Below are 26,286 nucleotides of genomic sequence, written 5' to 3'. Positions count from 1 at the left end.
ATGGCCAAAGAAAGACTTATTGTTATCAAACAGGCCGACATTACCAATAATTGTCCGGAGTGTTTTAATCAGGAACTTGAACTTACCTTTTCACAACGCCATACTTACAATGCATTTTATCATAAAACCACTGAAGAGATTAGCCATGAAATAAAATGTAAAAAGTGTGAATCTATCATTTACCCTGTGAAATGGACAGATGATATTGAAAGAGTCTTCGATTATTACAACAAATTGGTTGAGCCTGATAAAAAATCCGTGAGATTTACCACACTTTTTTTTGTGTTATTGTTGCTAATGTTTGGTGCGGTGGCGGCTTTACTCTACTTGTATTTCGAAGGGGCTATTTAACTAATGAACTAATCTCAGCTGCTAAAGTTTCGAAAGCATTAGGTGTCATTTCTACCTTATTTTGAAAAGTGGCGTCTTTCATTGAATTCAATGGAATTAAATGCACATGAACATGGGGTACCTCCAAACCAATCACACTCATTCCTATTCGTTCACAATCAATCACCTCTTGAATTGCTAATGCAACTTTTCTTGAAAATGCCATAAGACCCAAGTAGGTGGATTCATCTAAATCAAAAATCTTATCAATTTCCTTTTTAGGCACACACAAGGTATGACCCTTGGAATTAGGATTAATATCTAAAAAAGCAAAAAAGTTTTCGTCTTCAGCAATTTTGTAACATGGAATGTCACCGTTGATTATTTTGGTAAAGATGCTGGCCATGGTCGTTGATTTGAATAAAAAAACCCTATCTGGTTAGATAGGGCTAAATTTACTTTTTTCGTTGCACCTAATTGCGACTAATGTCCAAAATTTCAAGTTTCATTACACCGTTAGGCACTTGAACCTCAGCAACATCACCAACAGATTTGCCTAAAAGCCCTTTCCCTATTGGGGAATTCACAGAAATTTTTCCCTGCTTTAAGTTAGCTTCACTTTCCGCTACGAGGGTATATTTCATTTCCATCTTATTGGCTTGGTTCTTTAGTTTTACTGTTGAAAGTACAAGAACTTTTGAGGTATCTAACTGAGATTCATCAATAATTCTGGCATTGGCGACGGTTTCTTCCATTTTTGAGATTTTCATCTCTAGTAATCCTTGCGCTTCTTTTGCAGCATCATATTCGGCATTCTCGGAAAGGTCACCCTTGTCTCGAGCCTCGGCAATGGCCTGTGAAGCTTTTGGGCGTTCCACATCTCGTAGATGGTCTAACTCAGCCTTTAGTTTTTTCAACCCTTCGGGTGTATAATAGGAAACTTTACTCATAACTTATATTTTAGACAAAAAATCACCGTGGAAAACCTTTTCAAGTCTTCCCGATGTGTCTTGAATTTAAAATTGAAAAATCCCCAACATTAACCGCCTCATGCAGTTTTATCGAGGATTTAACGCAAAGATATGCATTTTTTAGTGACTTTTATCCAAAATACCCCGAATGAGATATAGTTATTGCCTGATTTTCATGGTTTTACTGTTTTCTTGCGAAAGCGATGATATAAATAGAAATCCATTTATACCAGATGTATCATTTCGATTTGATTTGAACCTAAACCTTCCTCTATATAACGATTTAAATATCATCGGCAGTCCAATCTATGTGGACAACGCAGGCGTCGGAGTTAGAGGTGCATTTGTTATGAGAACCGGACCCAGCGACCAATTTGTGGCATGGGAGGCCAATTGTCCGAATCAAGCCCCGAACAACTGTTCTACAATGGTTTTAGAAGGTCAAAATGCCAGTTGTCCATGTGATGATTATGAGTACAACCTGTTCTTTGGGCAATTGTTAAACCCACCACAGGATGGTAGTCGATTTTTTAACTTGAAGCCTTATCGTGCAGTCCTAGCAGGAAATTCAGTAATAATTTCTAATTAAAAAAGCACCCTTCATCAATCGACCATTAGGGGGAACATGAAATGGGTATATGGTCAACGTTCCGGGTGCCATTTATTTTTAAAAATTCAAGGTAGCTCCAAGTAAAAAGTTAATTCCTGCCTGTGGGTAAAAGCCTGCACCTTCAATAGTTGTAATTGTTCCGGGGTTAGAAAAATCATCATCGAATGTGAAAAAGTACCCATTCGACACGATGTCCTGGTCGAAAATATTGTTTACCAAACCTGAGAAAACAATGCTTTTTACAAAAGAATTGGTCTGCCAGGTATATTGAATATTCAAATCTGTCTGTGAATAGGCATCTAAGATGGAACCATCAGCATCAATGTTGCCCATGTATTGCTCACCCACAAATTTTGATAACACAAAGAATTGCCAATTCTGATTAGGTGTAAATCCAATAATGTTTCCTGCAACCAAATTTGGCGAATATGCAATATTGGTATTTCCTAAGTTTTGAATCACACCATCACGCTGAAATATGAAATCAATGTTCTTATTACTACTCAAAGCAATGTTAGGTTGTATCATCCATTTATCACTTAATGAAATATTGGCATCAATTTCAAGTCCCAGTCTATAGCTATCCCCCACATTTGCACGCAAAGGTGCTCCAACATCATTTAGTTCTCCTGTCAAGACCAATTGGTCTTTATAGCGCATGTAGTAAACATTGGTATTTACTTGAACAGATGGGTTAACATAACGCCACCCTAGTTCAAAATCATTCAATTGCTCTGGTCTTGGGTTACCATTTTCATAATCATTACGGTTTGGTTCACGGTTTGCGCGTGCGTAGGAAAAGTAAAAATTATTGTTCGCATTCAAATCGAATGTTAGACCAGCCTTAGGATTGAAGAAATTGAAGGTATCATCAACAAGCCCTGTATCCTCACCGTTTGCTTCATAACCCACACCGCGATATTGCAAATCTCCGAATAGGCTCCATTTGTTGTTCAATTTGTATATGGCTTTTGCATAGGTATTCAAATCTGTTTTGGTTGACGTATCATCATAATAGCGATCAGCAAAATCGGTGTTGTTCGCAAATCTTGCCCAAATAATTTCTCCGAAATGGTCTCCTTTGTAGATGTTATAACCGCCACCAAAAATTAATTGCAATTTTTCGCTGGAATAATTGGCTGAAAAAATAGTTCCGTAAAAGTCATTGTCCAGCCACCTTCTTCGAATTAAATCTGTGGTATTCACCAATTCTCCATCAACGGTTATTGGAGTTATGCCGTACGTGTCAAAATCATCGTCTTCTCGAAACTGTTCAAAAAACCCTCGACCACGCGTATAATGAAGTGCAATGTTTGTATTCCAATTTTCATTCAGTTTTTCACTCCAATGCAATTGAAAATGATCTTGTTTGTAATTGTCAACTTCGTTCTCGTAGAACTGGGTATTCCCATTTTCATCAGTATAAATACCTGAGGGATTAAACGTCCGATCAGTAGCCAAGGTAGCAGCATCTATTCCGTACCAAGCTTGATAGGTAATTTCGTGACCACCAAACAACAATGCCTTAACCAAGGTGTTCTCGTCTTTGTAAACTCCTTGCAAAAAGTAGGAATCCAACTCCGAAGCAGCTCTATCTATATAACCATCTGAAGTTATTCTGGAGAGCCTTCCAGATAACTCAACGCTATTGTTCATGAGGCCGGTGCTAAATTTAATGTTGTTACGTAATGTATTAAAGCTACCAATAGAGGATGATATTTGTCCGTAGGCTTCCTCAGCAAAGGCATCTGTTAGTAAATTAAGGCTTGCTCCAAATGCGCCCGCACCATTTGTAGAGGTCCCAACCCCTCTTTGCAACTGAAGACTTTGGGTAGATGAAGCAAAATCTGGCATGTTGACCCAAAACGTTCCTTGTGATTCAGCATCGTTATAAGGAATGCCGTTTATGGTAACATTTACTCTTGTGGCATCGCTACCACGAACCCGAATTCCAGTATAACCTACTCCTGCACCGGCATCAGATGTGGTTACAACAGCTGGCAAAAAATTCATCAATATTGGAATGTCTTGCCCTAAATTTCTAGGGGCAATTTCTTCCTTGTCCAAATTCGAGAATGTAACCGGTGATTCTTTAGTAACACGAACAGCGGAGACCAAAACCTCATCAAGGATTACTTTTTTTCCTTGAACAGTATCTTGATTTTGCGTTTGTTGTTGTGCGTTTAGCGAAACGGCAAGGCCGCACATTCCTAAAATTGTGAAAATAGATGTTTTCATCCGTAAATTATTTTACGAATAAAAGGGGCTATTATTCAGGTTAAACTTGATTGTTTTGAGCGACCCTTTTGGAGGTTGTGATTCCAGCACCCGCTGGCCCCTCGCTAAAAATGTCCACCGGACATTTTCTTAACGCTCGGTCCCTTAGCAGCATTACCTGCCCAGGTTCAATGGGTATAATCTCAGCTTTGTAAATACAAGGCACCCCTTTGAGATGGCTGCAAATGTAATTCGCAATTTGTTAAAAACAAAAAAGACCGCCAGAGGCGGTCTCTATCCGATATCGGATATAGGGGGAAATGGCTAGTGTTGCATAGCATCGCCCTTTATGTAGGCGCGAGTAGTCGCGGGGGTAATCAAGTAAAACGCATAAAAGAATGCTGTAATTCCTGTAAAAGTCAATATGTCAATGATGGTTTCCATTTATCTATTTTCATAAAGAAGGGGCCGTCTACAATGCAAACGACCCCAATCAACCAAATCAACCAACCAAAAATTCCGAAGGGTAATCAGCCCTTTCGGAGTAAGTATATGCTATATGCTTTATTTCTCCTTCAGCTTCTATAGTCGCTTTTACATCTTCATCTTTCTCCACTTTCTCTGCATTAAAAACCGGTGCCGTAAGTATCAGTGTGATTATGAATACTAATCCGAATACCATTGATTTTAAAATTGCGTCCATAGTTTTGTTTGCTTTCATTAGTAAGACACCTCAAATTTTAAAAAGTCACATTTGGACAAAAAAAATCCCCGCCAATTGGCGAGGATACTATCTATATAATTGATATTCAATACTTAAGACTGGTGTGACGGTTTGAGCAAATCGTTTACAGTTTTGACTGGGTTGAAGGTAACCAACGGCACCTCAACAAAAATTGTATTCCAAAATGCCATGGCGCCATTCCAAAGTCCAGGAAGTTCCAGTGCTTTTAATTCCTTCCCGTTTTGGGTCTTACCGGTAATGAAGGCTTGCTTGTGGTCAATAAATTTCATCAAATCAAATTTTTCACCTTTATGATTTTTCAAACCGCATACAATATCGACGGGATTAAAGTGTGTTGAATTCTTTAGAATTGATATTTGTGCTGAATTGGATGAATCTATTTGAGCTGATTCTATTATCTGAAGTGAAATATTGCCCTCAGTATCCTTAATATAAAAAGGGCCACCACCGGGTTCTCCTTCATTCTTTACCATACCACAAATTCTGATGGGACGGTTCAACTTTTCTTTCAACAACCCAATTTTATCACTACTATCCATCGATTCAAAATCTTCAGGCAGCACTATGTTTAGTTCATTAATTGCAAATGAAGCTATTTCGCCTATCATTTCTGGACTCGGGTTTTGTTCTAGGGATTCAGCATACTTGAACGACTTTTCCTGAATTCGTAATAATAGCCCTCCTAGCACTTTTTTGCTGTTACCGACAGCTTCCAAATTCTCGTCTATTACTACATTATCAATATTCTTAATAAAAACAAGGTCAGCATCTTGTTCATTAAGGTTTTCAATCAAGGCACCGTGACCCCCTGGTCGAAACAGAATTGATCCGTCATCATTTCTAAAAGGAGTATTATCCATTGTTACCGCTAAGGTGTCAGTAGATGGTTTTTGGTAGGAGTAGGAAACTTTAAATTCTGTATCGGTTTTCTGGGAAATTCTGGGAACCGAAATACTTTCTTCCTCCTTAAACATAGTATCATGTTGTGGAGAAATGGTAAAGTGCAAATTGGCCTTACCATTGGTTTTTGCATAAAGCGCACCTTCTTTCAGATGCTCTTTGAAAGGTGTCGCACTTCCCTTTTTACAACGATGAAAAGGCAATAGACCTTTTGGATAAAACCCAAAATTCAATCCATTTTCTGCTAGCATGGTTTTTACAAATGCATGGACTTTTTCCCCTTCATTTGAATAGCTTCCCTCGATCTTTGATAGCAAATCATTATAGAATGAAAAGTTTTCCATGCCCTCAACAAATTGTTTCACGGCTTTATCACCGGTCCTTTCAAGGTAGGCATCCAGCGCTTCGTTTGAAGGGTCATATGCCTCCACAAAATTGAACATGGCCTTAAACATTCTAGAAGCAGCACCAGACGCAGGAACAAATTTTAAAATTGTCTTTTCCTCAATGTTGTTTTCAAAATGAGCTATCAATTCATTTTCATTATCGACGCGAACGATGCCTTCACCCACAACTGCTGCCTTTTGAAGATCAACAAAGGGTATTCCTTCTTTAAACGTTTCAATCTGTTGTAGAACCTTATCTTTTGAAATGCCTTTGTCTTGCAATTGTTTGAGGTCTTTTTCAGTAAAGTCTATCATTTTTAGGAGTTTATCAATATGGTGAATAGCAGTTTTTAATCTTGTCTTCTTATCCCCTTTTAAGATAACGTATTTTCTATCATATTTATCCAGCGTACCCTTGAAATAATCAAACATTTTTTCTCGTTCATTTGGCTTATCCCGAAGGTCGTCTTCTTCCCAAGGCACATCGATGTAAGTCAAAAAGTAAAGGTGATATTCATTTAGCAACGCATACTTTTCAAGGTTTTCATCACAGTATCCTAAATAATATGCTTCTGAATACACCTTCGTTTCAAGCAAATCGGTATCACAGATTAAAACGTTACTCGCTTTTTTGGTCAATTCGTTTTCCAAGCGCATCTGGCCTTCGGCAATAGGTAATAAATCATGTGGCTCACATGTTTTTCGCTCATTATTCCATTTATGTTGTAGGTATTCGCGAGCATATTCAGGAACCCAAACAGTATTGTAATGCCTGGCCAATTGTTGCGACAAAGTCGTTTTGCCCGTAGATTCTGGACCAAAAAGGACTACCTTAATAATGTCTGAGGACTCTTGTTCAAGTTTTTCTTCCATGCACGGTAGCCGTAAATTGCAATGATGGTAAATAGTAAATATTGAAAGGAGGAAAACACCAATCCCTTATAAAGATACAGTGGTACTGAAATTATATCGCCAATAATCCAGAAAATCCAATTTTCCAATTTCTTCTTGGCCATTAACCACATTCCAACAAAGAAAATTGCCGTGGTCATGATATCCACCCATGCAGTCCATGAATCGAACTTTCCAAAAAAATGATAAACGCCAAAGACAAATAGTAAGGTAGAAAAGAAAAGAAGCGTACTCCATTTTTTCTCTTTTGCATTGGTTTTGGTTATTGGAATGAAATGGGTCTCATCGACCTTTCTAGTCCATAGCCACCAGCCATAAATACTCATTGAAAAATAGTAGGCATTAATCAACATATCGCCCAATAACCCGTAAATCCAAAGTATATAAACGAAGATGGCAGTGCTAATTATTCCCGTAGGGTAGACCAAGATGTTCTCCCTTTTCGAAAACCAAACACTTAAAAATCCGAATATGACTGCTACAATTTCTAGGGTCACCAAATACGCTGGAATTCCATCGTATTGAGCAAAAAGCCAATCAAAAATGTGGTTCATAGCTACTCCTATCAGATTTTACAATTTTCATATAAAGCAATATATGTTCAGTGTTTTCAAAAGCTTCTTTAATTTCAGCAGTAAGTAGCTTCATGACCATATCATAGCTACCATAAACTTGGGTACTCAACGGATTTTCCAATACTTCCAAACCCGATTGGCGCAATTTTTTAATGAAGTTTATGATTGGTGGTTCGAAGCCGTCTTGGAGTGGTGTTAGGGTAAGTTCTACAGAGATATCCATTAAGGTTTGATTTAGACTTCAAATCTAGTAAACCAGCGAAAACTTTTAGCTTTCTTTAATTGCATAGGCAAAAGAAAACCCTTCAAAATTATCAAAGGAGACGGCATAGTTCGACTTTTCGCCTTTATAGATAATGTTAGCAGAAGTTCTCAAGTCTTCCATAGCGAAGTCATTCACAATTATGTGGTTCAAAAAACTCAGGCCTGGAGTAGCGTAAATTTTATATAACGATTCTTTTGCACACCAAACTTGAGTCAGTTTTTGAATTAGGGCTTCAGTGTTTGCTATGGTGCGATACTCTTGTAAGGGCGTGAATTTATGTGCAATTCGTAGAATTTTATCGCGTTGCTTTTCAATATCAATCCCAACTTGAAGTGAACTACTGATTATTATTCCTGTAAAATTGTGGGAGTGCGAAATGGAAATATGATTACCATCATCCAAATGTGGCTTTCCAAACTCATTGTATATCAAATTTTTATCTTCATAACCTTGCAAACCCAATAAATGACGAATACTTAAAAACGCCCTACGGTGCATTTCAGACTTCATGTCCAACATTCGATTTTGGCAGTTCGGCGTCAAGGAGATTCCTTTTGACAATTCATCTTCAGATTCGGTGACTTTCCAAAGTAAAACTTTAGTGCTATCAGAAACTGTTAGGGTTTTGTAAAGTGGCATTAGTAAGACTATGTGAATTTGTATCTTTGCAACCTGTAAAAACGAAGCTACAAAAAGAAAAACAACAATACATGAGCACACAAGCTGTTGATTACGTTCCTTACAAAGTCAAAGACATTGCTTTAGCTGACTGGGGAAGAAAAGAGATTGAATTGGCCGAAGCCGAAATGCCAGGTTTAATGGCACTTCGCGAAGAGTACAAAAATGAGCAACCTCTCAAAGGTTCTCGAATTGCCGGCTGCCTTCACATGACTATTCAAACTGCAGTTTTAATAGAAACCTTGGTTGAATTGGGCGCTGATGTTACTTGGAGTTCATGTAACATTTTCTCAACCCAAGACCATGCGGCCGCTGCAATTGCTGCTGCAGGCATTCCAGTTTATGCATGGAAAGGCATGAACGAAGAGGAGTTCGACTGGTGCATAGAGCAAACCTTGTTCTTTGGAGAAGACCGACAACCATTGAATATGATACTTGATGATGGTGGAGACTTGACCAATATGGTTTTGGACAAGTACCCAGAATTGGCTGCAGGTATTAAAGGGCTATCTGAAGAAACCACTACAGGGGTTCATAGACTTTACGAACGAGTTAAGAACGGCACATTACCAATGCCCGCAATTAATGTCAATGATTCGGTTACTAAATCTAAATTTGACAATAAATACGGCTGTAAAGAAAGTGCTGTTGACGCTATTCGTCGTGCTACTGATACGATGCTAGCCGGGAAGCGGGTAACAGTTTGTGGTTATGGTGATGTCGGTAAAGGTACTGCCGCTTCATTCAGAGGTGCGGGAGCGATAGTTACAGTTACTGAAATTGACCCAATTTGCGCATTACAGGCCTGTATGGATGGTTTTGAAGTCAAAAAATTGGAAACTGTTGTAGGCAATGCAGATATTGTTATCACCACAACCGGGAATAAAGATATCATTCGTGAAGAGCACTTTAGAGCGCTAAAAGACAAGGCAATCGTTTGTAATATTGGACATTTTGACAATGAAATCGACATGGCTTGGTTGAATGGTGAATATGGTCACACCAAGGATGAAATCAAACCACAGGTTGACAAATACACTATTGAAGGAAAAGATGTCATCATTCTTGCTGAAGGACGTTTGGTAAATTTAGGTTGTGCCACTGGCCACCCAAGTTTTGTAATGAGTAACTCGTTCACGAACCAAACCTTGGCCCAGATTGAGCTTTGGAAAAACAGTGAGAATTACAACAATGAGGTCTACATGTTGCCTAAACATCTAGATGAGAAGGTAGCGAAACTGCATTTGTCAAGATTAGGTGCTGAGTTAACCGAGTTGAAACAAGATCAGGCTGAATATATTGGTGTAACGGTTGAAGGACCTTATAAACCAGAATATTACAGATATTAATAGTCAGATTTTAGATATAACATTTGAAAGGCCCTCGCAGTTAATGCGGGGGTTTTTTACATATCTAGCCACCGCTTAAAGTTGGTTGTGCGCTCCCTAGAAACAATAATCTGTTCTTCTTCCTTAGGGAGTAATTTCAACAATAACCGACTATTAAAATAGCTGTGTATTTCAACCACAGACTTGACCGAAACCATGAACTTTCGGTTAATTCGAAAAAAGTGGATGGGATTTAAAATGTTCTCCAATTGGTCAATGGTATATTCTATGGGATACGCCTGTGACGTATGGGTATACAGATAGATTAAGCCTTCATGCGACTTAAAATAGGCGATGTCCTCCACATTAAAAGATTTGAACATATTGCCAACTTTGACCATAAATCGGTGCTTGTATTCTTTATGGAACAACTGCTTTAAATTCTCCAGATTTTCTAATGAGCTGTTCCCATTTTTGGTAATGTTGCGTTCAAATTTTTCAAGAGCTTTTTTTAAGTCCTCCTTTACTATTGGTTTGAGTAAATAATCGAGACCATTATACTTAAAACCTCGAATAGCAAATTCATTATACGCTGTAGTAAATATTACAGGAGGATGGTCATTTAACGAATCTAAAATATCAAAGCCATAGCCATCATTCAGTTGAATGTCTAGAAATATCAAATCTGGTATTTCATTGCTCGCCAACCAAGCCGAAGCACTCTCCACGGAATTTAAGGTGGATTCCACATGAAGGTCCGGCGCCAATTCTGCTACCATTTGTCCAAGTCGTTTGGCAGCAAATTCCTCATCTTCGATAATGACCGCTTTCATTAAGAAATGGCTTTTAATTTCAATTTTGTGATATTCTCTTCCAACAGTGGAATAATCACCTCAAAATACTCCTCTTCTTCTCGAACCAAAACCTGTTTGTTGGTATAAAAAGCATAGCGCTTTTTAATATTTTTTAGTCCCAGTTTAGTGGTTTCTTCCTTCAATTCCCTTTTCTGAAGGTTATTTTTAACTACCAATGCATCATTTTGAATTGAAGAAATAGCAATTCTTAAGGGTCTTTCTTTACTGTGGAGGTTATGTTTTAAAGCGTTTTCGACAAGCATCTGCAATGAAAGGGTTGGAATCAAATATTTATCCGGTCTTATATCGATATTCAAATCAATTTGTACAGCATTTTTATGACGTACTTCCATCATAAAAATAAAAGCATCCATAAAACCCAACTCTTTTTCCAGACTTACCAAATCGTGTTCCCGATTATCCAATATATACCGATAACTGCTGGCCAGTCGTGCGACAAAATCCGATGCTAAATCTCGGTCTTCATACATCAGCGAAGTCAATGTATTCAAACTATTGAACAGAAAATGTGGACTAATTTGGTTCTTAAGTGATGCATATTGGGAAGCGAGCATTTCTTTTTTAAGGTTTTCCATCTGCTGGGTCAGTTGGTCTCGTTGCTTCATTGAGAAATAAAAGAGGTTGATGAACACCACCGCAGTGGTCAAAAGCCAGGCCCTAAAAATATTCGCTCGGAATTCAAGTACTGGATCTTCACAAATTATCTGCATAACATCCCTTAGAGGAAAAAGAGCCAAATAATAAACAATTGTTGTCATTGGCACCATTAAAAGCATGGTCTTACCAAAGATGACTAGACTGTTTTTAAGGTTAAGTCCTCCAGCATTCAATTGGGTCTTAATCAAGCGATCATTGTATTCCCAAGCAACCATAAAAAATAGGAATGCCGTTACGTAATAAAATATTGAGGTCGGTTCCAATAGCATGGAAAAACCACTATTCTCATGCTCAATGGTTGCTTTGATCATTAGATACACAACATTGACCACCATCCATCGGAAAAAGAACTTTCTTACCCCTTTTTTATTGAAGAATTTCATCATATCAATCTTAAAGATAACCAACTCCTATCCCCAAATAGAAATTGAAAGGTTGAATTGTCGATTTTATGTTTGAACTGTGAAGAGATAAGCTGAGGTGCCCAATGGATACAAAAAGGGGCTTGAATACGATTCACAACCAATATTACCATATCAAGGCAAAAAATAACATTAGGGTAAGTTTCAGATGACCTAGTTGAATGACATCGGACAACTTTGTCAAAAAAACAAACGGTTATGAAAAATCAACTTCTTTTAGTCGCACTGGTTCTTTGTCAATTCTTGGTAGCCCAAACAGGCACTATCAAGGGAATAGTCTTGGATAAACAATCTGAAGTTCCTTTAATGGGAGCTACCATCGAACTTTTAGACCAAGCCATTGATGCCGGTGTGGTAACCAATGAGGATGGCCGATTTACAATAACGGATGTTCCTACAGGACGGCAAAAAGTAAGGGTAAGTTATATTGGTTATGAATCGTTGACCTTACCAAATATAGAGGTGACAACTGGAAAAGATGTAGCCTTGACCATAATGCTTTTGGAATCATTCAATCAACTTGATGAGATTGTTGTTACGACCAACACCAACAAGGATCGCGCAAACAACAAACTTGCCACGGTTTCCGCACGTCAATTCGGAGTTGAAGAAGTAACCAGATTCTCTGGAGGCCGTAGCGATGTTGGCCGTTTGGCCGCAAATTTTGCAGGTGTATCGTCACCTGATGACAGTCGTAACGATATAGTGGTACGAGGAAATTCACCAACTGGTTTATTGTGGAGGGTAGAGGGTATTCCGGTTCCCAATCCAAACCATTTCTCAACTGTGGGCACAACAGGGGGGCCTGTTTCAGCTGTAAATCCAAATACACTGAAAAACTCAGACTTCTTGACTTCAGCATTTGCTTCTGAATACGGAAATGCCCTTGGTGGTGTTTTTGATTTGGGTATTCGAAAAGGCAATGTCGACGACCATGAGTTTTCAGGACAGGTTGGAATTTTTACTGGTATTGAGGCCAACGCTGAAGGCCCTTTGGGTAAAAAGGATGGTTCGTTTCTGGTAGCTGCCCGATACTCACTTATTGGTTTGATCGGAGCAGGTGCTGGCGGCACGGCAGCTACACCCAATTACTCTGATTTAACCTATAACATTGATTTTGGTAGAGGCAACCTAGGTAGAATTTCGCTGTTTGGAATGCTGGGCAATTCTGATATTGACTTTCTCGGTGATTCCATTGACGAAGGCGACCTATTCGCGGCAGAAGACGAAGACACCTTTGTAAAATCAGGGTTTGGTGTTTTAGGTATCAAACACCAATTACCAATAGGTGACAATTCTTATTTAAGAACAATAGTCGCCACTTCCTATTCAAGTAACGAATTCACAGCCAATAGATATTTTGACTTGGACACCCCAGAAGAGCGAAGAATTTTATTCACTGAATCTGAAGACTCGGAATCCCGCCTGTCGTTTTCTACACTATTCAATTCTAAATTGAGCAATAAGGCCACATTGCGTTTTGGTGCTTTAATAGAAAACTTCAATGTAGAATTAGCCACAAGAGACAGAAACGAACAACCCGATAATGATGGTGATGGTGACCCTGACCTCTTTACGTTTTTAAGTGTAGATGAGAATTTTGCCTTGCTACAGCCTTATATACAAACCCAAATTAGATTAACCGAAAAACTAACCTTTGATGCTGGGATTCATTCCCAATACAGCAGCTTAAACGAACAGTTTGTTATTGAACCTAGGGCTGCATTAAACTTTCAATTAGCCCCAAACCACAAAGTCAATTTCGGGTATGGGCTCCATCATCAAAATGTACCATTTCCCCTATTGTTTTTAAATGAAGAGGTTAACGGAAGTTTGGTTCAGACCAACCGCAATCTTGATTTTGTACGAAGCAATCATTACGTACTAGGTTATGATGTAAAGTTGGGAAATGATTGGAGGGGTAAAATAGAGGTATACAATCAGGAGATTGACAATGCAGCAGTAGAATCAAGTTCTTCGAGTTATTCTTCACTTACCGAAGGTGCCAACTTTGGGTTTTCTAATGACAAAGTTTCCTTGGTAAATACTGGTACTGGATTCAACAGGGGCATTGAATTTACATTAGAGAAATTTTTCAGCAATAACTACTACGGCCTGTTGACGGGTTCATTTTTTGAAAGCAAATATGAAGGCAGCGATGGCGTAGAACGAAATTCCCCCTTTAATAATGGCTACGTCATCAACGCCTTAGCCGGTAGAGAGTTCCCGTTCGGAAATCAAAAAAACAAAACAATCTTTGTAGACTCAAGAATATCCTTTGCAGGTGGAAGGTACTTTACACCAGTAGATTTACCAGCTTCACAACAAGTTGGTTTCGAAGTGTTACAAGATGACTTGGCTTTTAGCCAACAATACGACGGTTACTTTCGATGGGACTTCAAAATCGGATTAAAAATCAATAGTAGAAATAAGAAACAGTCACATCGGTTTTATGTGGACTTGCAAAATGTAACGGCTAATGAAAATGTTTTTGTGCAACGATTTAATCGATTGACCAATCAAGTGGATCAGGTCAACCAAATTGGTTTCTTTCCCGACTTTGGTTACAAATTTCAATTTTAAACGTCTAATCAATATCAATCAAAAATCATACACCATGGGCAAGAAGGACCTTACAGAAAAAACAAAGCCCCCAATTTCTCAGAGAAGATTTGAAAAAAGGGTACATTTCAAAAAGAAAACAAGCACCCCTTTTTGGTGGGGTTGGAAAACTTTGGAAACGACCTAATATGAAGAAAATTGGCTTAGGATTATTATTAGTGGTATTGGCGATTCTTAGTCTTGCAATATGGAATAATGCCGAATCAAGTAATGAGTTTTTAGAAGAACAACTTGTTAAAATTGAAGGGTATTTTGAGAAAAAAGACATTAGAAACCTAGAGATTTCAAAAAGTGGTGTAGGTTGGCATTTAGACCATATGCTAAAGGTCATCAACAATATCTCAGATTCTTTGGCCATTTCAAATCCATCGGATTATACAGCGACATTTAATACCCAAAGGGTTTTTGTGCATACTACTGGCTATATCCCAAGAGGTGCGGCCCAGGCGCCAACGAGTGTAACTCCACCTGAGATTATACTTTTGGATAGCTTAAGATTACAACTTAAAAATGCCAAACAAAACCTAAAGACATTTGAAAATTTGAATGCTGACGCCCATTTTAAACACCCCGTATTCGATTATTTAAATCGCAACCAAACTAGGCGATTTTTAGAAGTGCATACCAAGCACCACTTAAAAATCATTGCAGATATTCTTGAAGAATAAAAAAAGCCCCGCAAAACGAGGCTTTCAATTTTATTTCGGATTTAAGTTATTATGCTTCAAATGGTTCAATTGAAACAAAAGACTTTCCTCCAGATTTCTTTTCGAATTTTACAGTACCATCAACTTTTGCATGCAACGTATGGTCTTTGCCTACGTACACGTTATCACCAGCATTGTGCTTAGTACCACGTTGACGTACGATGATATTACCAGCAATCGCTGTTTGACCACCAAAAATTTTCACGCCTAAGCGTTTCGATTCTGATTCTCTACCGTTCTTTGAACTACCTACACCTTTCTTGTGAGCCATGATGTTTTCGTTTTAATTTTTTATTTATTCAAAGCTTCTATAAGCTCCGCTTTCTTCATTGATGAAATACCAGTAACACCAGCGGCTTTAGCCATTTCTTTCAACTCAGCAACTGTTTTTTTACTTAAATCTTCGGTTGCTTTTGCAGGAGCCTTTTTTGGTGCAGCTTCTTTCTTTGGAGCAGCCTTTTTCGGTGCAGTAGTTTTTGCTACTGGAGACTCTTCTTTTTTGGCTGCTGGTTTTGCAGTTTTCTTAGCTGGTGCCGCTTTTTTGGCGCCTTTTGCAACAATACCTTCAACCACAATTTCCGTTAAAGACTGTCTGTGACCGTTTTTCTTGCGGTATCCTTTTCTTCTTTTCTTTTTAAAAACGATTACTTTATCGCCTTTAAGGTGCTTTACGATTTTGGCTTCTATAGCCGCACCTTCTATGACTGGGGCGCCGACAGTTACGCTTCCGTTATCATCCAAAAGAAGTACTTTGTCAAAAACAACTTTCTTTCCTTCTTCTTCCTGCAAACGGTGAACGTACACTTTCTGGTCTTTTGCAACTTTAAACTGCTGCCCTGCCATCTCTACAATTGCGTACATAGCTTTGTTCTATTTAAATTGATTTGCCCAAAATTGCCATTTTTGCCTTTTGGGGCTGCAAATATACTGCTAATTCCCTAATTAACAAGAAGAAAATACGTAGCCTTAAATTATTTTTTAAGGTTATTTGAAGACTTAAATAACTGCATAAAGGCCAAGGTTAAAACCAAGGTTGTTGCAAAGCCCATAATTGCTACTGTAAAAAAGACGATTCCTTTAAAGTTGGCATAATCTTTTGACCAAATTTCAGACAATTGATTCAAAAATTCAGGATTTAGCTCAGTTGAATAAACGGCGAAGAAGAATGTGAATACAATGGTGGCGACCGCCCCAGTGACAATACCTGATTTAAACCCACTGCCATAGCTAAAACTATCACCCTCACGCATCTTGATTATTTTTATGACTTCATAAATACCGAAGCCAGTAATCAAACCATTGAGCAAACTAAAAAAAACATTGGTGTGTTTACCAAGCAAGGATAATACCAGAAAATAGGCAATCAATACAGCTGCGGTGACCAAACCAAAACGGACCGGAAGAGTTAGGTTTTTCATTTTAAATGGTGATTATCCCTTTAATATACGAAATCACCATCATAAATTCTTTCTAAATACTACTAAATTGTTTTGTTGCATCGTATTTTTACCAATGGCTGTAACATATTTGAAAGAAATGTTACTAACCCTTTTGAAACTAAAATTAAACACTATAAAATGAAGCAAATTTCCTATTTGGTTTCACTTTTTTTTGTTGCTAATGTATGTCTGGCGCAAGAAGTGAAATTTGAAGAGTATGACCTAGATAACGGTCTCCACGTAATTTTACACCAAGACAATTCAGCCCCTGTAGTTACAACTTCAGTAATGTATCACGTTGGTGGTAAGGACCGTACCGAAGGTAGAACTGGTTTCGCCCACTTCTTTGAACACCTTTTATTCGAAGGAACCAAAAACATTGAAAGGGGTAAATGGTTTGAAATCGTTTCGGCTAACGGAGGCCGCAACAACGCAAACACCACCAACGACAGAACTTATTATTACGAAACATTCCCGTCAAATAATCTGCAATTAGGACTTTGGATGGAATCAGAACGTTTACTTCACCCCGTAATCGACCAAAAGGGCGTTGACACACAGAATGAAGTGGTAAAAGAGGAAAAAAGACTACGGTATGATAATTCGCCCTACGGTCAATTTTTGTTTGCGATTCAAGAAAACCTCTTTAAAGTACATCCTTACAAAGACCCAAATATTGGTTACATGAAAGACTTGGATGCTGCCACACTTGAAGATGTAATTGCTTACAATAAAAAATATTACAACCCAAATAACGCGGTGTTGGTAGTTGCCGGTGATTTTAAAACAGATACCGCTAAGAGTATGATAACTGATTATTTCGGTGATATTCCAAGAGGGCCTGAAGTTGTAAGAAACTATCCAAAAGAGGAGCCCATTACACAAGAAATAAAAGCAGTTAAGTACGACGCAAATATTCAAATTCCTGCTTCATTAGTAGCCTATCGAACTCCAGGTTTCAAAGAACGTGATTCTTATGTATTGAATCTGATATCAACGTACCTAAGTGATGGTAAAAGCTCAAAACTTTACAAAAAAATGGTAGACGAGCAAAAGCAGGCGCTGCAAGTCGGCGCATTTAATATTGGCCAAGAAGACTACAGCATGTATGTGGTTTTTGCCCTACCGGTTGGTGAAACATCTTTGGAAACCTTAGTTTCAGAAATGGAAGAAGAAGTTGCAAAAGTTAGAGATGAACTCATTTCTGAAAATGACTTTCAAAAGCTTCAAAACAAGATGGAGAACGACTTTGTGAATTCAAATTCAAGTGTTGAAGGAATTGCTAATTCACTGGCAAGAAACTACATGCTTTATGGTGACACAAACCTCATCAACACTGAAATTGATATTTACCGATCAATTACCCGTGAGGAAATCATGGAAGTTGCCAAAAAGTACCTTGGTAAGAACCAACGTGTAGTAATTGATTATTTACCTGAAACTGCGAACGCTAACTAGAAAAAAATGAAAAAGTATATTCTAAGCTTATTATTTTGTTTTGGCCTTTCATTGGCTATTGGACAAATAGATAGAAGTAAGCAACCAGAACCTGGTCCTGCCCCTGAAATTAATCTCGATGAGGCTGAAAAGTTTGAATTGAACAACGGTTTGACCGTATTGGTAGTTGAAAATCACAAGTTGCCAAGAGTAAGAATTCAGTTAAATATTGATAATCCACCTATATTGGAAGGTGAGAAAGCAGGGGTTCAAAGTCTGACCGGTTCTTTAATGGGTAATGGGTCCAAGAGCGTCTCAAAAGATGATTTTAATGAAGAAGTAGACTTTTTGGGCGCTACACTTAATATTGGTGCTCAGGGTGCATTTGCACAATGTCTGACCAAATATTTCCCAAGAATTTTGGAATTAATGGCTGATGCATCAATTAATCCAAATTTTACACAAGAAGAATTTGAAAAAGAGAAAGCCAAACTTATTACTGGCCTAAAAACCCAAGAGAAAGATGTTTCGGCAATTGCCAATCGTGTGCAAGATGTGTTGGTCTATGGTAAAAACCATCCTAAAGGGGAATTTATTACAGAAGAATCAGTGAACAACGTCACTTTAGTAGATGTTCAACAATTCTATCGAGATTATTTTGTTCCTGCCAATGCCTATTTAATCGTTGTTGGAGATGTTGAATTTGATAATGTAAATGACTTGGTAACAGCCGCTTTTACTCCTTGGACCAAAGCTGTACCACCATCTTTGTCTTATTCAGAGCCCGTTCAAGCGCAGTATAGTCAAATAAATTTCGTTGATGTACCAAACGCTGTACAATCAGAAATTTCAGTTCAGAATTTGGTGGATTTAAAAATGAAAAACGATGACTATTTAGATGCACTTTTGGCAAATAGAATTCTTGGCGGTGGTGCCCAAGCGCGTTTGTTCCTAAACCTAAGGGAAGACAAGGGGTACACCTATGGATCTTATTCTGGAATTGGCAACGATAAATATGGACCTTCTACCTTTAGAGCTACTGCGAGCGTTCGAAATGCAGTGACCGACAGTTCTGTCGTAGAAATGCTAAAGGAGATAGATAAGATTATTAAAGAACCTGTTTCGGCCAAAGAATTGGCAAATGCCAAAGCAAAATACGTTGGTAATTTTGTGATGGCACTTGAGCGCCCTGAGACTGTGGCCAATTATGCGCTAAATATAGAAACGCAAGGACTTTCAAATGATTACTACAAAACCTACCTAGAACGACTTGATGCCGTGACTATTGAAGATGTGCAAAATGCTGCGAATAAATATTTTACCTCTTCAAATTCAAGGGTAATTGTTGCTGGTAAGGGCAGTGAAGTTTTGGAAAACCTTGAAAAGGTAGAGTTTAATGGCAAAAAGGTTCCTGTACTTTATTATGACAAGTATGGTGCAAAAGCAGAGAAACCAAATTATGACAATGCAATTCCGGAAGGTGTTTCAGTAAATTCAATTCTTCAAAAATATCTTGATGCCGTAAGTGGAGATACCGACTTAAGTGGAGTTGAATCCATAAAAATGGTGTTTGAGGGTGAAGCCATGGGCTCAAAAATAAAAATAGAGGAAATTAGAACTACAGATAAGTATGCTAAGACCACTTTTATGAATGATAGTCCAATGATGGGAGTAGTGGCAAAAGGTGATGAATTGACCATGAAACAAGGGCCAAATAAAATGCCGTTACCAGAGGCCATGAAAAATGATATGCAAGCTGTTATGGGGTTATTCCCAGAACAGAATATGATGGTAAGTGATAAAACTAAATTAGCCGGTATTGAAAAGGTAGGTGATAAGGATGCCTATAAAGTTGAGGTGCCAGGTGAAATGATTCAAACAACATTCTTCTACGATGTTGAAAGTGGTTTGAAATTAAAAGAAACGTCTGTTATCAATATGAATGGACAATCTCAAAACTCTGAAGTTATCTACGGTGAATATAACGACTTTAATGGCGTTCTTTTTCCTGCCACTAAATCAGAAACCATGGGTCCTGGAACATTAGAATCCAAGCTAATTGAGGTTGTATTAAACATTGAATTGAGCGACGCTGATTTTGATTAAACCAAAGAATTAATACGTCTTTTAAGGCACCATAATTATGGTGCCTTTTTTATTTTTGTAGAAATCGGAACGAGTAATGAGAAAGTTGAAATTTCTTTTAGTTGCCTTTGTAATTTTTGCTTGCAAAGACCCTAAAAAAGAAACTACGGATAAAACCCAAATGGAAGAAGTCATGATTATTCATGACGAAGTCATGGATAAGATGGGTCATTTGACCAAACTTACCGCCGAGCTTAAACAAAAGGCTGACTCTACCGAAACGGGTATGAAATATCAAGGGGCAATGGAAGACTTACAGGCATCCTATGACGCGATGATGAGTTGGATGGGGAATTTTGGAAATCGATTTAATTCTGAAGAAATTCTTCAAGGTGCTGCATTAACCCCTCAAAAACAGGAGTGGCTAAATGAAGAGGAGGAAAAAATTATTGCCTTAAAAGAGCAGTTCAATAAAAGCATTTCAAAAGCTGAGAAGCTCTTGGAAAAGTAAAATTATTTCCAATTCAAGGTTTCCATAATCCTTCGAATATCTTTTTGAAGATATATGGCCGCAGGATAAATTGAATCGTAATTGGGTTTCGCGTAAAAGTAAAGTGAACCGGTAACAAAATGATTGGTACTGTCGGTAACATAGAATTGCGATTGAGAAGCCGCGTTCCCAGTTACCTCATAAAACATTCCAAAGACACTATCATTTTCATTGATAAACGGCTGCTCGATTATATTATCAGCTTTTGCAACGTGCTCATATGATAATTTTTGAGCGTCTATAAGTAATTTCTCGAGGTTTTCTTCAACTGGTTTGTAAGTAATATAAATAGAGCCCTTCATTGATGGATAATCCAAAATCAAAGAACAGTCCCTTCCTGTTTTGGAATTTGCAAGAAAGTTCTTTTCGAAGGTATAGTTACATGATTCTTCGAATTCATCGTATATGCCTTCTGGAAATTCAAGTTTCAGCATTGCTTTTGGTTTTGGCAAGAGATTTTCTTGACAACCACATATCACTAATAGCACTAAAAACCCTACGGATAGCCTAACTCTCATGGGGTAAAATTATCTTTATTTGTTTAAGTCGTTTTTTGTCCAAACTTTCCACCACAAATTGGTAATCGTTGAAAAGTACTTTTTCACCTCGTCGAGGAAAACTTCCTGAAATCTCCAGAACAAATCCAGCTATGGTTTCCGATTCTCCTTTACTGTCTTCGAACATTGCTTCATCTTCAATTTTGGTTACCCGGTAAAAATCCTTCAGTGTAGTTTTACCTTCAAAGACGTATGTTCTTTCGTCCAGCTTTGAGAATACAAGGTCTTCATCATCAAATTCATCGCTGATATCACCTACTATCTCTTCGATTATATCCTCAAGAGTAACAATTCCTGAAGTACCTCCATATTCATCAACAACAATGGCCAAGTGTTTTTTCTGCTCCTGAAATTCGAGTAAGAGATCGTCCAACTTTTTGTTTTCCGGAACAAAATAGGGCTCCCGAATAAGTTTCATCCAATTGAATGATTTTCGTTCTAAATAGGGCAACACATCCTTAACATAAAGCACTCCAAGAACGTTATCCATATGCTCAGAAAAAACGGGGATTCTTGAATAACCGTTTTTTTTGATTTCATCCAAAACCTCAGTAAACTTCATTTGTTCGTTTAAGGCAAAAATGTCGATTCTCGGTCGCATAACCTGCCGTGTATGAGTATTGCCAAATGAAACAATACCCTGTAAAATCTTTTGTTCTTCTTTTGTTGTATCTCCTTCAGAGGTCAATTCCAAGGCCTGGGAAAGGTGATCAACGCCAAAATTTGATTTTCTACGACCAAGTTTTTCTTGCAGAAATAGCATTGAACGTCGCATTGGACTACTTAAAGGTGAGAATAAAGTATCTAAAATCTTTAGCGGTCTAGCCATGAAATTGGAAAAAATCCTTCCATTTCGGCTTGCGTATATTTTGGGTAAAATTTCACCAAACATTAAAATTAGAAAAGTCGCTACTACCACTTCCAATAAAAATCGCAGCGAGACGACATCAAAAAGTACTGTTGTAATGTCAGAGAAAATAGTATCTCCAATCACACTGAACAACAAGACCACAGCAATATTAATAGCATTGTTGGCGATTAAAATAGTCGCCAATAATTTTTTGGGCCTTCCCAATAATTTTACAATGATCTTACCATTCCGTGTTTCCTCATCTTCAATTTCATTGACTTCTGTTTGAGATAAACCAAATAGGGCCACCTCGGCACCTGAAATAAGGGCAGAACAAATCAATAATAAAACAAGTAAGGCAAAATTTAAGGTCAAAGAGACATCAAATGCCAAGAAAACCAGACTACAACAATGGGGCTCTGGGTCCACTTAAATTTGGTTTGTCATTTTAAAAAGGTAAATCGTCATCCTCTTCTGGTTCGGAAACCGGATTGGGTTGTGGGTTCTTTGGCATTGGAACTTCTTGATTGGTGGTAGTCGCCATACCTTCACTTTTGGTACTTAAAAAAGTGAAATCTTGAACATGCACTTCAGTTGTGTACCTCGTATTACCATCTTCGCCCTGCCACTGGCGATTTTTTAAACGGCCTTCAACGTACACCTTATCTCCTTTGCTTAGGTACTTTTCACAAATCTCGGCCGCTTTATTGCGAACAACAATGTTATGCCAATCTGTGTTGGTTACTTTTTCTCCTGTCTGTTTGTTTGTGTAGGTCTCATTGGTTGCAATAGGAAAACGCCCAATGCATCCCCCACCTTCAAAATAGTGCATTTTAACTTCGTCGCCCAAATGCCCTATCAACATCACTTTATTTAGTGTTCCACTCATAGTACACCAAAAATACTAAAAATTGAAGCTTTCAATGAAGTCAGAAATCAAGACAGGAACCGGATATTTTTTCAAATCCGAAATGGAAATTCCATCGGGTCCAATTTCTTGAATATTTACAATCCAGAACTTGGTGTTCAAATGCTGATGGGATAGTTTGTGTACAATAGGTTTTTCATTGAAGAGCGAAATTTCCTTTACACCATGCAAAAAATCAGGTAAACTTTTAAGAAGCATCTTTTGAGTCAATTCATTATCCGACTCCACCAAAGGGAATTGGTATAAGTTCTGCCAAATTCCCTTTCCGATGCGCTGTTCAAGAATGGTGTTTTCAAAATCATCCAGTACCACTAAATAATTGAAATGACGAACCTTAATCTTTGTTTTTTTCAGCTTCACTGGTAATTTATTGACCATACCAATTTCAAGGGCCTTGCAACTTTCGTTTAACGGACATACTAAACATGCCGGTTTTTTAGGAGAGCATTGAATAGCACCAAATTCCATAATGCCCTGATTGTAATCCCTTATGTTTTCTTTGGCCATTACTTTATGGGCCAACTCCTTAAATAATTTTATTCCTTGGTTGCTATTAATAGGAACATCTACTCCGAAGTAACGAGCTAAAACCCTGTAAACGTTACCATCAACAACAGGAACCTGTTCATCAAAACAAATCGAGGCAATTGCACTAGCGGTATAATCACCAATCCCTTTTAGTTTTACGATTTCAGCGTATGTGTTTGGAAAATTACCATTGAATTCTTCAGCCACTTTTTTCGCCGTTTGGTGCATATTTCTTGCTCGGGAATAATACCCCAATCCTTGCCATAATTTTAGTACCTCTTCCTCACTTGCCTTTGCCAAATCGAATACTGTTGGGTAGGCCTCAACGAACTTCTCGTAATAGGGCAAACCTTGGGCCACGCGAGTCTGCTGTAGCATGACTTCTGAAAGCCAAATCTTGTAAGGGTCTATGGTGCTGCGCCACGGTAACTTTCGTTTGTTTTCGGCGTACCATCGCAATATTTTATCTGAAAAACTCATGTAGGAAAATACTAACTAAACTGAGATTTAGTTTATATATCTAAATTTTAGTGCTTTATATAAAACATTTATATATTTGCAAGCCAATTTAAAAACCCAAATTGAGTAACAAAAATGACGAAAGCTGATATTGTATCAAAAATCTCGGATAAACTAGGGATTGAAAAAGGAGATGTACAGGCAACGATTGAATCTTTTATGGATGAGGTAAAATCTTCGTTGGAGAATGGTGATAATGTTTATTTGAGAGGCTTTGGAAGCTTTATCATTAAAACACGTGCTGAAAAGACAGGACGAAACATATCGAAAAATACAACGATTAAGATTCCTGCTCACAATATTCCTGCTTTTAAACCTGCCAAAGTTTTTGTTGAAGGTGTAAAGAGCAACGTACAAGTTAAATAATTTTAAAGGAGAACCTATGCCGAGCGGTAAGAAAAGAAAGAGACATAAGGTGGCCACACACAAGCGTAAAAAACGTAGAAGAGCCAACCGACACAAGAAAAAGTAGTTGTTGCAACTACTTTTTCATTTTTAGACTGAATACGTTCTTTGACATCTTAGAAAATACCCTTTCAATAGTCCCAAAATCTATTGAACACATTGTATAATTGTTGCACTAATACAAGTGCAAAATCATTTTAAAATCGATAAATAGTGAACAGAGAATTAATAGTTCGATCTAGTTCAAGCGCTGTCGATTTTGCTCTGCTTAAAAATGGAAAACTAACCGAACTTCATAAAGAAGATGATGACAATAGTTTTTCGGTAGGAGATATATTTCTAGCCAAAATCAGAAAACCAGTAACTGGGCTTAACGCTGCATTTGTAAATGTAGGTTACGAAAAGGACGCTTTTTTACATTATCACGATCTTGGTCCACAACTCTCTACCTTACTAAAGTTTGTCAAAAAAGCAAGAACGGGAAGAATGAAGGATTTCTCCCTAAAGAATTTTCCATTTGAAAAAGATATTGACAAGAATGGTGGCATCAATGAAGTATTGAAAGCTAACCAATCTATTTTGGTTCAAATTGCAAAAGAACCTATCTCGACAAAAGGACCACGAATCAGCTCCGAGCTTTCCATAGCCGGGCGTTATTTGGTCATGGTGCCCTTTTCTGACCGCGTTTCAGTTTCTCAAAAAATTGAGAGCAATCAAGAAAAGTCGCGCCTCAAACGTTTAGTAATGAGCATCAAACCTAAAGGTTTTGGTGTAATTATTAGAACTGTAGCAGAAGGCAAAAAAGTAGCCGAACTTGACAAAGATCTTCAGAACTTGCTGAATAAATGGACAGCAATGTGCAAGTCTTTGCATAAAGCAGAACACCCATCAAAAGTACTGGTAGAAATGAACAGAGCATCCTCAATTTTGAGGGATGTCTTTGATGATAGCTTTACCGGTATACATGTTGATGATGAAGAGCTTCATGACAATATCAAAGACTATTTGCACGAAATTGCCCCTGAAAAGGCATCCATCGTAAAACTATATACCGGTTCAGCACCGATTTATGAAAAATTCGGTATTGAACGACAAATCAAAACATCTTTTGGTAAAACGGCATCAATGAGCAAAGGCGCCTATTTGGTAATTGAACATACCGAGGCCCTACACGTAATTGATGTAAATAGTGGTAACCGTTCGAACAAAGCCAAAAATCAAGAAGATACCGCTTTAGAAGTGAATCTTCTTGCTGCCACTGAAATTGCCCGCCAGCTTCGTCTCCGTGATATGGGAGGAATCATCGTTGTCGACTTTATAGATATGACAAAAGGTGATCACCGTAGAAAACTCTTTGACCACCTACGCGAAGAGATGAAAGACGATCGAGCAAAGCATAAGATTTTGCCTCCAAGTAAATTTGGGCTTGTTCAAATTACCAGACAGCGGGTTCGTCCTGAGGTCAAAATAAAGACAAGTGAAGAAAATCCAAACGGAAATGGTGGCGAGATTGAGGCACCAATTTCTGTGATTGACAGAATTAATGTTGATATTGAACGTATTCTTTCTGGTCCCAACAAGAATAAAAGTTTAACATTAAACTTGCATCCCTTTATTGCAGCATATCTGACCAAAGGGTTTCCTTCAATTCGTTCTAAATGGTTTTTAGAACACAAGAAGTGGATAAAAATCCAACCACGTGATGCCTATACGTATCTAGAATTTCGATTCAAGGATAAAGAAGGCAAGACCATTAGGTAAACAAAGCGGCGCAGTATTAACTGCGCC

The 26,286-nt window shown here is 38.0% G+C and carries 27 protein-coding genes; 10 read left to right on the top strand and 17 right to left on the bottom strand.

Annotated elements, in window-relative coordinates:
- Positions 1 to 351 carry a hypothetical protein gene (locus tag HCU67_RS06270; RefSeq protein ID WP_168551712.1) on the top strand — a complete coding sequence of 117 codons (351 nt, stop codon included), beginning with the start codon at positions 1 to 3 and terminating at the stop codon, positions 349 to 351.
- Here the strand turns inward: HCU67_RS06270 and HCU67_RS06265 are convergent.
- Positions 344 to 736: an HIT family protein gene (locus HCU67_RS06265; RefSeq protein WP_168551711.1), complete on the bottom strand. Its 393-nt coding sequence runs from the start codon at positions 734 to 736 to the stop codon at positions 344 to 346. The genes HCU67_RS06270 and HCU67_RS06265 overlap by 8 nt on opposite strands.
- A gap of 67 nt (positions 737 to 803) precedes the next feature.
- A complete protein-coding gene (greA, locus tag HCU67_RS06260) occupies positions 804 to 1,280 on the bottom strand; it encodes a transcription elongation factor GreA (protein WP_168551710.1) in 477 nt (158 codons plus the stop codon).
- A gap of 169 nt (positions 1,281 to 1,449) precedes the next feature.
- Here greA and HCU67_RS06255 point away from each other — a divergent pair, with 169 nt between their 5' ends.
- Positions 1,450 to 1,890, top strand: coding sequence for a Rieske (2Fe-2S) protein (locus HCU67_RS06255; protein WP_246865708.1), 441 nt, complete (start codon positions 1,450 to 1,452; stop codon positions 1,888 to 1,890).
- 78 nt (positions 1,891 to 1,968) lie between these two features.
- Here HCU67_RS06255 and HCU67_RS06250 read toward each other — a convergent pair whose 3' ends face one another.
- From HCU67_RS06250 to HCU67_RS06225, 6 genes are all read right to left on the bottom strand, one after another.
- Positions 1,969 to 4,149 (bottom strand): TonB-dependent receptor, encoded by a 2,181-nt coding sequence (locus HCU67_RS06250; RefSeq protein ID WP_168551709.1) that lies wholly within the window; start codon positions 4,147 to 4,149, stop codon positions 1,969 to 1,971.
- 481 nt (positions 4,150 to 4,630) lie between these two features.
- Positions 4,631 to 4,849, bottom strand: coding sequence for a hypothetical protein (locus HCU67_RS06245; protein ID WP_210423637.1), 219 nt, complete (start codon positions 4,847 to 4,849; stop codon positions 4,631 to 4,633).
- Positions 4,850 to 4,944: 95 nt separating this feature from the next.
- Complete coding sequence (locus HCU67_RS06240; protein ID WP_168551707.1) at positions 4,945 to 7,032, bottom strand: DUF4301 family protein; 2,088 nt, start codon at positions 7,030 to 7,032, stop codon at positions 4,945 to 4,947.
- The gene (gene pnuC / locus HCU67_RS06235; RefSeq protein WP_168551706.1) at positions 6,987 to 7,625 is read right to left on the bottom strand and encodes a nicotinamide riboside transporter PnuC; all 639 of its coding nucleotides are present in this window, start codon (positions 7,623 to 7,625) and stop codon (positions 6,987 to 6,989) included. Before pnuC ends, HCU67_RS06240 begins: the two co-directional genes overlap by 46 nt.
- Positions 7,609 to 7,869, bottom strand: coding sequence for a thiamine-binding protein (locus HCU67_RS06230; RefSeq protein ID WP_168551705.1), 261 nt, complete (start codon positions 7,867 to 7,869; stop codon positions 7,609 to 7,611). The genes pnuC and HCU67_RS06230 overlap by 17 nt, the downstream gene beginning before the upstream one ends.
- Positions 7,870 to 7,914: 45 nt before the next feature.
- Entirely contained in the window at positions 7,915 to 8,550 is a 636-nt protein-coding gene (locus HCU67_RS06225) for a 4'-phosphopantetheinyl transferase family protein (RefSeq protein ID WP_168551704.1), read from the bottom strand.
- A 71-nt stretch (positions 8,551 to 8,621) separates the two neighbouring features.
- Between HCU67_RS06225 and ahcY the strand changes: the two genes are divergently transcribed.
- Entirely contained in the window at positions 8,622 to 9,938 is a 1,317-nt protein-coding gene (gene ahcY, locus HCU67_RS06220) for an adenosylhomocysteinase (protein WP_168551703.1), read from the top strand.
- 56 nt (positions 9,939 to 9,994) lie between these two features.
- Here the strand turns inward: ahcY and HCU67_RS06215 are convergent, their stop codons facing one another.
- Both HCU67_RS06215 and HCU67_RS06210 read right to left on the bottom strand, forming a co-directional pair.
- Entirely contained in the window at positions 9,995 to 10,750 is a 756-nt protein-coding gene (locus HCU67_RS06215; RefSeq protein WP_168551702.1) for a LytR/AlgR family response regulator transcription factor, read from the bottom strand.
- Positions 10,750 to 11,835 (bottom strand): sensor histidine kinase, encoded by a 1,086-nt coding sequence (locus HCU67_RS06210; protein WP_168551701.1) that lies wholly within the window; start codon positions 11,833 to 11,835, stop codon positions 10,750 to 10,752. The genes HCU67_RS06215 and HCU67_RS06210 overlap by 1 nt, the downstream gene beginning before the upstream one ends.
- A gap of 234 nt (positions 11,836 to 12,069) precedes the next feature.
- Between HCU67_RS06210 and HCU67_RS06205 the strand changes: the two genes are divergently transcribed.
- Together HCU67_RS06205 and HCU67_RS06200 are read left to right on the top strand one after the other, a co-directional pair.
- On the top strand, positions 12,070 to 14,454 hold the full coding sequence (locus tag HCU67_RS06205; RefSeq protein WP_168551700.1) for a TonB-dependent receptor: 2,385 nt from the start codon (positions 12,070 to 12,072) through the stop codon (positions 14,452 to 14,454).
- A gap of 167 nt (positions 14,455 to 14,621) precedes the next feature.
- Positions 14,622 to 15,161, top strand: a complete 540-nt coding sequence (locus tag HCU67_RS06200; RefSeq protein WP_168551699.1) for a DUF1569 domain-containing protein — start codon at positions 14,622 to 14,624, stop codon at positions 15,159 to 15,161.
- Positions 15,162 to 15,210: 49 nt separating this feature from the next.
- Here HCU67_RS06200 and rpmA read toward each other — a convergent pair whose 3' ends face one another.
- The 3 genes from rpmA to HCU67_RS06185 form a co-directional block, all read right to left on the bottom strand.
- The gene (gene rpmA / locus HCU67_RS06195; RefSeq protein WP_168551698.1) at positions 15,211 to 15,471 is read right to left on the bottom strand and encodes a 50S ribosomal protein L27; all 261 of its coding nucleotides are present in this window, start codon (positions 15,469 to 15,471) and stop codon (positions 15,211 to 15,213) included.
- Between the two features lie 20 nt (positions 15,472 to 15,491).
- A complete protein-coding gene (gene rplU, locus HCU67_RS06190) occupies positions 15,492 to 16,061 on the bottom strand; it encodes a 50S ribosomal protein L21 (RefSeq protein ID WP_168551697.1) in 570 nt (189 codons plus the stop codon).
- A 110-nt stretch (positions 16,062 to 16,171) separates the two neighbouring features.
- Positions 16,172 to 16,618 carry a DUF4199 domain-containing protein gene (locus HCU67_RS06185; protein ID WP_168551696.1) on the bottom strand — a complete coding sequence of 149 codons (447 nt, stop codon included), beginning with the start codon at positions 16,616 to 16,618 and terminating at the stop codon, positions 16,172 to 16,174.
- A 159-nt stretch (positions 16,619 to 16,777) separates the two neighbouring features.
- On the opposite strand from HCU67_RS06185, the gene HCU67_RS06180 reads away from it, so the two are divergent.
- The 3 genes from HCU67_RS06180 to HCU67_RS06170 all read left to right on the top strand — a co-directional run bounded on the left by HCU67_RS06180 (position 16,778) and on the right by HCU67_RS06170 (position 20,672).
- Positions 16,778 to 18,097 carry a M16 family metallopeptidase gene (locus HCU67_RS06180; protein WP_168551695.1) on the top strand — a complete coding sequence of 440 codons (1,320 nt, stop codon included), beginning with the start codon at positions 16,778 to 16,780 and terminating at the stop codon, positions 18,095 to 18,097.
- A 6-nt stretch (positions 18,098 to 18,103) separates the two neighbouring features.
- On the top strand, positions 18,104 to 20,182 hold the full coding sequence (locus HCU67_RS06175) for a M16 family metallopeptidase (RefSeq protein WP_168551694.1): 2,079 nt from the start codon (positions 18,104 to 18,106) through the stop codon (positions 20,180 to 20,182).
- A gap of 76 nt (positions 20,183 to 20,258) precedes the next feature.
- Positions 20,259 to 20,672, top strand: coding sequence for a hypothetical protein (locus tag HCU67_RS06170; protein ID WP_168551693.1), 414 nt, complete (start codon positions 20,259 to 20,261; stop codon positions 20,670 to 20,672).
- Between the two features lie 2 nt (positions 20,673 to 20,674).
- Here the strand turns inward: HCU67_RS06170 and gldD are convergent, their stop codons facing one another.
- From gldD to mutY, 4 genes are read right to left on the bottom strand one after another with little or no spacing between them, the layout of a single operon-like run.
- Positions 20,675 to 21,229 (bottom strand): gliding motility lipoprotein GldD, encoded by a 555-nt coding sequence (gene gldD, locus HCU67_RS06165; protein WP_168551692.1) that lies wholly within the window; start codon positions 21,227 to 21,229, stop codon positions 20,675 to 20,677.
- Entirely contained in the window at positions 21,219 to 22,547 is a 1,329-nt protein-coding gene (locus HCU67_RS06160) for a gliding motility-associated protein GldE (protein ID WP_168551691.1), read from the bottom strand. Before HCU67_RS06160 ends, gldD begins: the two co-directional genes overlap by 11 nt.
- Before the next feature lie 19 nt (positions 22,548 to 22,566).
- Entirely contained in the window at positions 22,567 to 23,007 is a 441-nt protein-coding gene (locus HCU67_RS06155; protein ID WP_168551690.1) for a single-stranded DNA-binding protein, read from the bottom strand.
- A gap of 15 nt (positions 23,008 to 23,022) precedes the next feature.
- Positions 23,023 to 24,054, bottom strand: a complete 1,032-nt coding sequence (mutY, locus tag HCU67_RS06150) for an A/G-specific adenine glycosylase (protein ID WP_168551689.1) — start codon at positions 24,052 to 24,054, stop codon at positions 23,023 to 23,025.
- A 114-nt stretch (positions 24,055 to 24,168) separates the two neighbouring features.
- Here mutY and HCU67_RS06145 point away from each other — a divergent pair, with 114 nt between their 5' ends.
- Positions 24,169 to 24,459, top strand: coding sequence for an HU family DNA-binding protein (locus tag HCU67_RS06145; protein WP_168551688.1), 291 nt, complete (start codon positions 24,169 to 24,171; stop codon positions 24,457 to 24,459).
- 252 nt (positions 24,460 to 24,711) lie between these two features.
- Positions 24,712 to 26,259, top strand: coding sequence for an Rne/Rng family ribonuclease (locus HCU67_RS06140; RefSeq protein WP_168551687.1), 1,548 nt, complete (start codon positions 24,712 to 24,714; stop codon positions 26,257 to 26,259).
- The last annotated feature ends 27 nt before the right edge of the window (positions 26,260 to 26,286 follow it).

It is taken from the genome of Croceivirga thetidis (assembly GCF_012272815.1).
GTDB lineage: Bacteria > Bacteroidota > Bacteroidia > Flavobacteriales > Flavobacteriaceae > Croceivirga > Croceivirga thetidis.
Note: the sequence above shows the minus strand (reverse complement) of the source record. Positions and strands in the feature narration are given on the sequence as shown.